The 7,809-nt window shown below is 57.7% G+C and carries 10 protein-coding genes and 1 pseudogene; all 11 read left to right on the forward strand.

Annotation, left to right across the window (positions count from 1 at the left end):
- The coding region (locus tag H5U08_RS06135; RefSeq protein WP_297031294.1) for a carbon storage regulator at positions 1-247 on the forward strand (247 nt) is incomplete at its 5' end.
- Between the two features lie 520 nt (positions 248-767).
- Entirely contained in the window at positions 768-1,394 is a 627-nt protein-coding gene (locus H5U08_RS06140) for a hypothetical protein (protein ID WP_297031296.1), read from the forward strand.
- A 166-nt stretch (positions 1,395-1,560) separates the two neighbouring features.
- A complete protein-coding gene (locus tag H5U08_RS06145) occupies positions 1,561-2,532 on the forward strand; it encodes a hypothetical protein (RefSeq protein WP_297031298.1) in 972 nt (323 codons plus the stop codon).
- Positions 2,522-3,160, forward strand: coding sequence for a DUF6475 domain-containing protein (locus H5U08_RS06150; RefSeq protein ID WP_297031300.1), 639 nt, complete (start codon positions 2,522-2,524; stop codon positions 3,158-3,160). The genes H5U08_RS06145 and H5U08_RS06150 overlap by 11 nt, the downstream gene beginning before the upstream one ends.
- Before the next feature lie 110 nt (positions 3,161-3,270).
- Entirely contained in the window at positions 3,271-3,447 is a 177-nt protein-coding gene (locus H5U08_RS06155; RefSeq protein ID WP_297031302.1) for a hypothetical protein, read from the forward strand.
- Between the two features lies 1 nt (position 3,448).
- Entirely contained in the window at positions 3,449-3,844 is a 396-nt protein-coding gene (locus H5U08_RS06160; RefSeq protein WP_297031305.1) for a RusA family crossover junction endodeoxyribonuclease, read from the forward strand.
- A 44-nt stretch (positions 3,845-3,888) separates the two neighbouring features.
- Entirely contained in the window at positions 3,889-4,122 is a 234-nt protein-coding gene (locus H5U08_RS06165; protein ID WP_297031307.1) for a hypothetical protein, read from the forward strand.
- 952 nt (positions 4,123-5,074) lie between these two features.
- A pseudogene (locus H5U08_RS19830) lies at positions 5,075-5,176 on the forward strand (helix-turn-helix domain-containing protein); the annotation flags it as partial.
- A 144-nt stretch (positions 5,177-5,320) separates the two neighbouring features.
- Positions 5,321-5,485: a hypothetical protein gene (locus tag H5U08_RS06175; RefSeq protein WP_297031311.1), complete on the forward strand. Its 165-nt coding sequence runs from the start codon at positions 5,321-5,323 to the stop codon at positions 5,483-5,485.
- Between the two features lie 5 nt (positions 5,486-5,490).
- Entirely contained in the window at positions 5,491-6,954 is a 1,464-nt protein-coding gene (locus H5U08_RS06180) for a hypothetical protein (RefSeq protein WP_297031312.1), read from the forward strand.
- Positions 6,951-7,809, forward strand: an 859-nt coding sequence (locus H5U08_RS06185) for a KTSC domain-containing protein (RefSeq protein WP_297031314.1), incomplete at its 3' end; no start/stop codon positions are given. The genes H5U08_RS06180 and H5U08_RS06185, both read left to right, overlap by 4 nt.

The following is a 7,809-nucleotide window of genomic DNA, read 5'->3' on the forward strand; positions in this document are numbered from 1 at the left end:
CAGCACGAGGCACAAGGAGGCAAGGATGCTGATTCTGACTCGAAAGAATAACGAACGGATTGTTATCCGCTTGGCTGACGGGCGGCACATCGAAGTTGTTATTGCACGGATTTCATCGCGGTCCGTGAAAGTCGGCGTCATTGCGGACCGGGACATCCTCATCTTGCGGGAGGAACTTCAGAAGAGGAGACCGCAATGCGAAGCTACTTCTCCGTTGAATGCTCAGCAGACGGACGCAGAAAAATAGCCGTCGGAAATACGGAGTTTGAGTTTGCTCTTTTTCTCGACGAGCAGAAACTCCGTGACCCACACGCTCGGGAAACCGTCACCGCGTGGGCATTGGGACTCTTCTCCTGCCCCGGTGCGAACATCTCGAAAAAGACGATTGATGACCTGTTCGATTACCTCGACGAACAGTGGCCACTTCAGAGGTCACTTTTCCCGAGGCCGAAGCTGCGTCTTTGGTAGGAAAGGAGAAACGCGATGCTGTGTGACATTCATTTAGCTCATGAGGCATTCCGTGAAAACATTGAGAAATCGGCACAAAAACACTGGCCCGGATGTGACTTACGGCGAATAAGGCGACCGGGAACACGTGGGTACTACGTGTTTTCAATCGGGGTGTTTAAAGATGGCCAATTGATTGCATACGCAAAAGTCAAAGGGTGGAGGCAGTATTGGCAGGCTGTTTGGTTAGATAGCTGGAAATCACTTGTGTCGTGGCATCTCATCACGCAGAACAAGAGATGACGACTGGGAACCGATCAATGACTGCAAACGTTACCCCCACTGTGGCGGTGCTGTTTGCTCAAGCGCGGACGCATTACCGATCGCTGCCTGGGGTTGAGGTCTGGGATCGTCGCAGGGACGCGCGAGGTTATCCTGGCCCGTACCCGGTCGTCGCTCACCCGCCATGTCGCGTTTATAGCCGTTACCTTAGCAAACAGGCCAAGGCACCGCCAGACGAGTATACGCTCGCAATATTCGCGGTCGCGGCGGTTCGGGCCTACGGCGGGGTCTTGGAACATCCGCGGATATCGAAACTGTGGGATCGCTGCGGTCTTCCACCGCCGGGAGAATCCGACGCCTGGGGATTTACGATCGAAATATGGCAGTGGTGGTTCGGCTATCCTGGCGGAAAAAAAAGAACGTGGCTCTACTGCTGCGGCGTGCACCCGGACGACCTGCCGCCGATCCCGTACCGTCTCTGGACCCCTGGAGATCATGAACGATGGCAGCTCTTGTCGCGAGCGGCGCGGTCGAAAACACCGCCAGCGCTCTGCGAATGGCTGGTGTCCGTGGCACGGCTCTGCGGGCGTGTCATTTCTCCCCGCAATGACAGGGTGCATTTCGAATCACCGGAGGATGCGCAGTACGAATCCAAAACCATGTGATTTGCAATGGGTGATTCCAGGCAGGGCCGGTGCCCCGCTGGGTCTCATAAGCCCAGCTTGCCGGGTTCGACTCCCGGGCCTGGGAATCGCCGGGCGGTCCGGCGAAGGGAAGATTGGAAACCAGGACGGCGAAAAGGAGAAAGACGGATGACTGGAGGCATATCGGATGCCCAACAGGACGGTTAGGGAAGGATTTCTCGACAGTCCCAAAGTTGACCTGTTGGACTGGTTCGCCGAATGCGTGTATCACCGGATGCTTCTCGCCGCCGACCATGCAGGGCGACTGGACGGTCGTAGCAGTGTGCTCAAAGCCCGCCTGTTCCCCCTGAAAGCCAGTCTGCGGGAGAGCGATGTTCAACGCGCGGTCAATCAGATCCTAAAGGCCGGGCTGGCGGTGAGCTGGATAGCCCCCAACGGTCAGCCAGTATTGCAGCTAACGAACTGGCACCGCGATAGCCGGGCAGCCACCTCCCGTTACCCCGACCGTGAAGGTCGATACGACATCCGATATGTCGCGCTTCCAGCACCGACCGAAGAGGGCACAATCTGGGTGGTGGAGTCGTCTATCGTTTCAAATCGCAACGGGAATGGCGACACAGGCCCACCGGGCGGGGGAGAGACAACCCTGCCACGATCCCATACGGATGGGATACCGATGGGATGCGGACCCCATTCCAAGAACGATAGAACGATAAACGATAGAACGATAAACGATAGAACGATAAACGATGGAACGATAAACGTAGATAGCTCGGAGCCGAAGCAAGTTCGCTCCGAGCCGACTCCGCCGACCTCTTCGCGGCCTGTTCTCGTGTTTCCGGTTGTCGGGGAAAGGAAAACCTGGGAGTTGAGCCAGGAATTCCTGGACACTCTCGCCCAGCGGTATCCAACGCTGGACGTTCTCTCGGAGGCAAGGAAGGCCCTGGCTTGGATTGAGGCCAACCCGGGCAGGCGGAAGACCGCTAAAGGGATGCCCCGCTTCATCGTGAACTGGCTCAACCGGGCAGTTGACAGTTCCCGCGGGACACCACGTGGGCTTACTGCCAGAGCAAACGGCGGATTGAGCGATTTGGAAAGGCGCAACCTGGAAGCGACCCGGCTTTGGCTTGCCCAAAAGGAGCAGCAGCATGCTAACTGATGCGGAACGGTTTGCCATCGTGATGAACGCTCTGGGGGCCGCGTTCAATCGGCCGATCACGCCCGCGGTCCTCACCGCCTACGAGATGGGCCTGGAAGGGCTGACAATCGACGAGGTCGAGTTCGCAGCCAAGCGGGCCCTCCGGACGTGCAAGTTCATGCCCACTCCGGCAGAACTGCGAGAGCTGGCTGGGGGCCTCAAGCCTGAAGACCAGGCCGTTCTGGCATGGGAGACTGCCGTCCGAGCGGTCGAGGCCTACGGCTGGTACCACAGCGTGCAATTCGAGGATGCGGCCATCACGGCGACGATCCGCAGTCTGGGCGGCTGGCAGCGGTTCTGCGAGCGGTGCGGCGGTGAGGAAGAGAAGTGGCTCCGGCAGGACTTTCTCAGGACCTACGCGGCCTACTGCAAAGTGGGCGTCAGCCCGGAAGCGGCACTGCCGCTGGCCGGGGAGTTCGAGCGGCAGAACACGCTCTTGGGCTACCGCAGGCCTGAGGACCGGCCAGCCCTCATCCCGTGTGAGTACGCACCATCAACCGTGCGTCGGATCGGGCGCTCGGAAGCAAGTCGAGAGGCTCTCGCGATAGTCAACGAGCTTTCAGAAGCAATGCGGGTACCGGAACGATGAATCCTGTCACTGAAAGTGATGTTCTGTATTGCAAGCACTGTGGGAATAAGCTTCCTCACACGAACAGACACAGTGCTTTTTGTTCGCGTGCGTGTCGCAGGGCCTACCGCATGACGGTGCGATCGAAAGAGGGCGGCACGCCGTCGAGTGCAACAATGTGGCTCCCCGGAACGGCGGAGAAAATCGCGGTTATTCGGGCCCGAGTGGAAGCCGGTGAGGACTGTTTCCACCCGTGTGACGTAGGCTGGGACGGTCTGTACGAGGATTACTTGCCTCGCGAGGGATGAGATGGCTGATCAGGCATCCGTGACGATCGATCTTCCCTGGCCGCCGACGGCGAACCGCTACTGGCGGAACGTGAATGGGAGGATGGTCCTGTCCCGGGATGGGCGGCGATACCGCGAAGCCGTGGACGGCTTGGTATGGAAGCAGTTTTGCGAGTCTGGACCGGTGGGCTTCGGCGAGAGCCATTTAGAACTCACAATCGAGGCTTATCCGCCAGATCGGCGGAGGCGCGACCTGGATAACCTGCTCAAGCCTCTCCTCGACGCCCTGCAACACGCGGGGCTGTTTGCGGATGATTCTCAGATCGTGAGCCTGCAAATCAGAAGGCGCTGCGTCGCTGCGTACGGATTGGTGCGGGTGTGCCTGACTGCGATAAGTCATGATGAGAATGTGTTCTAAAAGAATTGATGATCGTTAGAATGAATGAGAAAGGAGGATGTCGCATGAAAAGTACACTGGACTATGACCTTTTCGTGGCGGCGAAAGACAAGCTGGGGCGCGCGTTCGAGACCTGGAAGCGACTGGTGACGCTTCGTCAGCATGTTCAAGATTTGAAGGATGCACTAAAAGAGGCGCGGGAACAGTTGGCTATGACGGAAATGGAGTTCCACTCTGTCATGCGGGAAGTGACAGAAATGACATCCCCAGAGGATCAGGTAGAGAATGGACGATTCTGAAAAACACTTTTACAGGAATCTGATTCAATCCTGGAAAGACTACATTGTTGAGTATCATTGCGTTCTCCTTTTATGGAAAGGTTTTTCTGTTAATGACGTGGTTGAGGTAACCGGTTTGGATAGCCGGGTAGTGAGGGAATATCGTCGAAAAATCCTTGCTGTTGGGAATTTAACGGACCGCATGGATGGAATTGTGGGCCCGCGTCCATCAGAAGTATGGCACAAAGCCCAGCTAATACGGTACATGCGTGGTAAAAACGTCCGGGATAAAACCTCAGGAGTTACAGAATGGAACGCTGGGAATGTTGGGTAGTGGATTGGCTGAACGCGCTCGAGGTTGGTAACGGGCTCAGTGGCCGTGCCGTGGATATGATTGATACCCTCGAGATCGAAGACGGCGGGACGGCGGAAGAGCAGAAATTTTGTGAATTGTTGCGGCAGGCTCAGGAAAGCCTGTGGCAAGGTGACTTTGAGCGGGCCCTTGCGCTCGGCCTCACGGCGGCCAAGGTTCACGTCGAGTCCTGGAATCCTCCGCCGTGGAAAAAGCCTGACATTGAGCAGTTGAAACGGGATGGAGTGAGTGATGAGCAGATCTGCTGGATTCTAGGGTGGAAGGACGAGAATGGCAATCCCGACTTGAAGAAGTTGCAGGAAGAGCGACGCCATCCGGGGATTCATCTGGATGGCTGGCAACCGCCGATTGTGAAGGAGTTCGAAGAGCGGAAACAGTCCGTATTGCAGCGGATTGAATCACTGAGGAGACGTTTTCGAGTACGGTTCGTGGACGAGGTTGTGGTCATTCCCGTGCCGGGAGTATCGAGGAACACGTGGGAGTTGCTCCAGACGTTTGGGAATTTGCAGCGTCTGGGGTGGTCGGTCCGGAAGATTGCCCAGCATTTAGGTCTGTCTTACGCGAAGACCCTCAAGTTACGGGATCAATGGAAGGAGATCTATGGCCAAGCATCTAAGTCCGCAACAGGTGGAGCAGGTGGCGGAGTTGTGGCTGAAGGGGTGGTCGGTCCGCCAGATTGCCAGGCAGATGGGTTACCCGGAGAGGACGATTTCCAGGTGGGTGAAGAAGCTCCGGGAGAAATGGAACCAGGAGATTTCGATTTTGCCCGCAGAGATCGTGGCGGAACTGAGGCAATTGAGGGCGGAGGCGTGGAAAGTGGGGCTTAGGCATCCTGGTGTTCAGAAGTTGATTGCTTGGTGCATTGAGCAGGAAGCTCGGATTGCCGGAATCTATCAGCAGCCGCGGGATACGAACACAACGGAAATCCGTGTAGCAGGACACAGTCCCGAACAGCTGAGAGAGATGCTCATGGAGAAGGTGCAGCGGCTCCTCGGGCCGCGGAATAATTGAGTGGCATGGATACGTCCCTTGTCGAGCAAATTACCCAGTTGATCGATTCGGGATACTGTCGGTTTCGTCCGCGTCCGGACCGCCCTGAACTCTTCGACGAGCAGTCGTCCTTCGTCTACGAGCAGCTTCCCGGGGTGGCGGTGTTGATTGGGGGGAACGGATCTGGCACGACCACCGCGGCCGCCTATAAGCTGGCCAGATTTGTGCTTTCAGTGCAACCACCCCCGCGTCGCGATACCCCCTTCTGGATCGTCTCGGAGACATTTGAGCAAGTCTGCGGCGTGGTGTGGCAGGAGAAGCTTCTGGGAATGGGGATGATTCCGTCTTGCGAGATTGATTGGGACGGGATCAGTTGGCTGGACAAGAAGCGTGGCTGGCCGAAGGCGGTCCGCTTGAAGCCGTGGCCGGGCAGGCCGGGAAAGAACTGGATCTTGGAGTTCAAGAGTTTCGCCCAGGGGGAAAGGGGCCTGCAGGCCCGCTCCATCGGCGGCTTTCTCTTTTCTGAGCAGTTTCATCCTGATCTTCTCATCGAGGCCCTGCGGGGCTGCCGGGAATACATGTTTCCCGGATCGTGCTTTGCAGAGTTTACGCCGACTGATCCGGAATTGTGTCTGTGGGTGGAATCGGTCATTGACAACCCCCCGCCGGGATGGAAGGTGTACCGGTTGAATACTGAGTGCAACACGGCGATTTCTCGCGAGTGGTTGCAGATCTTTAAAGCCAGCATCCCGCGGGAGATGTGGGACACGCGATTGACTGGCGCGTTGCCCACCTGGGAAGGGGCAATCTTTGAGACGTTCAGTCGGGCGAAGCACGTCATTCCGCGGGAGTCGATCAAGTTGAGCGATCACGGCTGGAAATTCTACGGGGGCCTTGACTGGGGAGCGAGTCGCGAACATCCCTTCGCGGGCGTCATCGGGGCACGTAATCTGGAAGGGGAGTGGATCATTTTTGAGGAGTACTGGAACAACACCCCGCAAACGACGATGGGCGATCATCTGGGGGCGGTGAAGCGGCTGTGTGAGCGGTTGGGTATTAGGCCTCTGTTTTATGCCGATCCCAGTCGGCCGGATTGCATCGCGCAAGCCCTGGAGTTGGGATTGAATGTCTTTCCAGTACCGCGAACCGGAGTGCGTTCGGTTCTCCTGGAAAGTATCGATCTGGTACGAACTCTCTTGGGTGGTGATGAATCAGGGCGTCCGCGCCTGCGGATCACCGAGAATTGTCGGCACTGCATTGAAGAGCTGCGACGGTACCGCTGGCGGCGTCCCCCACGGGGAATTTGGCAGAACGTCGCGCCGCCGGAGCCAGTGAAACGGGATGACGATACGGTGGACGCTCTGCGGTACATGATCTGGGGAGCAACCCGGGAATTGAGGACGGGCAACGTCGTTACGGAGCAGGTACGGCCGAAGCTCCGCACGCTGCCTGAGATCAACGACAAGCTGGAGGGATGGTTTCAGCGATGACGCCTGAGCAGAAGCGGATTGTGAGGCAATTTCGCCGGAGTGAACTGTGGCAGACGATTCGCCAGTGGGAAAGCTATGCACGCGAAATCAACAGGGGAGGGCGTCAGGCAAACCAGGCCGCGGCGGAGTTTTTGAAGGCCATCCAAAGAGGCGGTGCCAGTGAGCTTCTCCAGAAGGCGGTGCGGATTATCTACTCGCAAGCCCAGAATGAGGTGCTTCGTTACGGGCTTGGCGATGTCTGGAAAGGCGTCCGCATGGTCATTGAGGGTTTCATGAGTTTAGAGCCGCTGCTCCGCGAGACACTGGGAACAGAGAAACGCGAACTGAATTTGGCCATGCGGCTTCTGGAAGCCTTTTCCGATAACCCCGATGTCCTGCATTGGGCGGCACGGGTCCTGCGAGGCAAGGGGTTCCGGGTCGTCCCTGAGGGATCGCGATTGGACCGGGTCCGGCCCTATCCCATGGAGCCCACCCTCGGGGACCAGGTCGTTATTCGCGGGAGAACATTTCCTGCCGATCACCCCGTGGTTACCGGGGAAATGGTGCGCAGCCCGGAATCCTCGAATGTTTACAGCTTCGGGTACGACGCGGAAACCGCATCGTTATTCATCCGGTTCAAGGCCCCGCCGCCACCCGGGTCCGGGATACGCGAGAAGCCTGACCGGCCAGGACCGCTGTACCAGTATTTTCATGTTCCTGTGGACGTGTTCTTGGCCATGCTGGAGGCCCCTAGCAAAGGTAAGGCCGTGTGGGATCTCATTCGTAGACGCGGGACCGTATCGGGCCACCGCTATGACTACACCTTAGCGGGAATCGTTGGAGGTTACGTGCCCCGCAAGGCCGTGTACATGGGTC

Source organism: Thermogutta sp. (assembly GCF_014359955.1).
Lineage (GTDB): Bacteria > Planctomycetota > Planctomycetia > Pirellulales > Thermoguttaceae > Thermogutta.